Genomic DNA, 2,579 nt, shown 5'->3' with positions numbered 1-2,579 from the left:
CTCCTCCCCCACCGGCCTGAGCGCCGCGGGCGCCGAGGGCGGCACCACGCTGTCCTGGACGGCGGGCACCGACGCCGACCTCGCCGGGTACGTGGTGTTCCGCGCCGCCGCGGCCGAGGGCCCGTGGACCCGGCTGACCGCCGAGGCGCTGACCGCGACGAGCTGGACCGACACCACCGCGCCCGCGGGCAGCACCTCGCACTACCGCGTGGTCGCCGTCGACGCGGCCGGGAACTCCTCCGCGCCCGCCACCGCGCAGGCGCTGCGCCCGGTCGCGGTCGTGGCCGTGCCCGGGGCCGACTACACCGTCGCCGCCGACGGCAGCGGGGACTTCACCACCGTGGGGGCCGCGCTGGCCGCCGCGCCCGCCGGCACCGCCGCGAACCCCACGGTCATCGCGATCGAGCCGGGCACCTACCGCGAGGTGCTGGTGCTGGAGAAGAAGCCGTTCGTGCAGCTGGTCGGCACCGGCGCCGGCGCCGCCGACGTCGTCCTCACCCACGGCAACGCCGCGGGCACGCCCAAGGCGGACGGCACCGGGACCCTCGGCACCTCCGGCAGCGCCACCGTGACGGTGAAGTCCAACGACGTCACCGTGAAGAACCTCACCATCGAGAACTCCTACGTCGAGACCGGCTCGGGCAGTGAGCAGGCCGTGGCGCTGAAGACCACCGGCGACCGCCTGGTGTTCGACGGCGTGCGCCTGCTCGGCGACCAGGACACCCTCTACGTGGACACCCCCTCGGCCGGTGTGCAGGCCCGGGCGTACTTCGTGAACTCCTACGTGGAGGGCGACGTCGACTTCGTCTTCGGCCGCGGCACCGCCGTGTTCGAGCGCTCCACGCTCAAGGCCGCCACCCGCGGCAGCAGCAGCAACAACGGCTACGTCACCGCGGCCAGCACCGACACCGCGACGCGCTACGGGTTCCTCATCACGGGCTCCACCATCACCAGCGACGCGCCGGCCGGCACGTTCCACCTGGGCCGGCCCTGGCAGCCCAGCGGCAACGCCGGCGCGATCGCGCAGGTCGTCGTGCGCGACACGGTGCTGCCCGCGGCGATCAAGTCCTCGCCGTGGACGGACATGACCACGACGTTCTCCTGGCGCGACGCGCGGTTCTTCGAGTACAACAACTCCGGCCCCGGCGCCTCCGTGAACGCCGACCGCCCCCAGCTCACCGACGCCCAGGCGCAGCAGTACACCGCCGCGGCCTACCTGGCGGGCACCGACGGCTGGAACCCCACGGTCGCCGACACCACCGCCCCGGCGGCCCCGGCCGGGCTGACCGCCCGCACCGGCGACGCCCGCGCCACCCTGTCGTGGAGCGCGAGCACCGAGAACGACGTCGCCGGCTACGACGTCTACCGCGCCGAGGGCACCGCCGCGCCGGTGAAGGTGAACACCGCGCGCCTGACCGGCACGTCGTTCACCGACACCGGGCTGGTCAACGGCACCGCCTACTCCTGGACGGTGGTGGCGGTCGACGCCGCCGGGAACCCCTCGCCGGCCTCCGCGGCCGCCGGGGGCACCCCCGTCGCCTCCACCGTCCCCGCGCACGACCTGCTCGTCGCGGCCGACGGCAGCGGGGACTTCACCACCGTGCAGGCCGCCCTGGCCGCCGCGCCCGCCGGCACCGCCGCGAACCCCACGGTCATCGCGATCGCCCCCGGCACCTACCACGAGATGATCTCGGTGACGAGGAGCAACGTCACCCTGATCGGCACCACCGGCCACGCCGAGGACGTCGTCCTCGACTACGACAACGCCGCGGGCACGCCCAAGCCGGACGGCACCGGCACCTACGGCACCGGCGCCAGCCAGTCGGTGCTCGTCAGCGGCAGCGGGGTCACCGTCCAGGACCTCACCATCCGCAACTCCTTCGACGAGGCCGCGCACACCTACAGCGGTGAGCAGGCCGTGGCGCTGAAGACCACCGGCGACCGCCTGGTGTTCCGCCGCGTGCGGCTGCTGGGCAACCAGGACACGCTGCTCGTGGACTCCCCCGACGCGCCGGTCGTCGCGCGCTCGTACTTCGTCGACAGCTACGTCGAGGGCGACGTCGACTTCGTCTTCGGCCGCGGCACCGCCGTGTTCGACCGCACCACGATCCACGCCCTGAGCCGCGGCAGCAGCAGCAACAACGGCTACGTCACCGCCGCGAGCACCTCGGACAAGAACCCCCACGGGTTCCTCATCACGGGCTCGAGGATCACCAGCGACGCCCCCGCGGGCACGTTCAGCCTGGGCCGGCCCTGGCGCGGGTGGAGCGACGGGTACAGCAAGGACGGCACCGTCCACAACTCCCGCGGTCAGGTGACGATCCGTGAGACCGAGCTGCCGGCCGCGGTGCGCACCACCCAGCCGTGGGCGGACATGAGCCCGAACCTGTGGACCGACGGGCGCTTCTCGGAGTACCGGAACACCGGCGCCGGCGCGACGACCGGCCCCCACCGCCCGCAGCTGACCGACGAGCAGGCCGCCGGCGCCACCAAGTGGGCGTACCTGGCCGGTTCCGACGGCTGGAACCCCACCGGCGAGAGCGCCCCGGTCGCGACCGCCCCCGAGGCCCCGGCCACCC

1 protein-coding gene is annotated in these 2,579 nt (G+C 74.2%); it reads left to right on the top strand.

The window, feature by feature from the left end:
* A partial coding sequence (locus GTR00_RS18690; protein ID WP_166613073.1) for a pectinesterase family protein occupies nucleotides 1-2,579 on the top strand: 2,579 nt, incomplete at both ends.

Source organism: Kineococcus indalonis (assembly GCF_009906395.1).
GTDB classification, from domain to species: Bacteria; Actinomycetota; Actinomycetes; order Actinomycetales; family Kineococcaceae; genus Kineococcus; species Kineococcus indalonis.
This window is presented reverse-complemented; position numbering and strand designations above follow the sequence as displayed.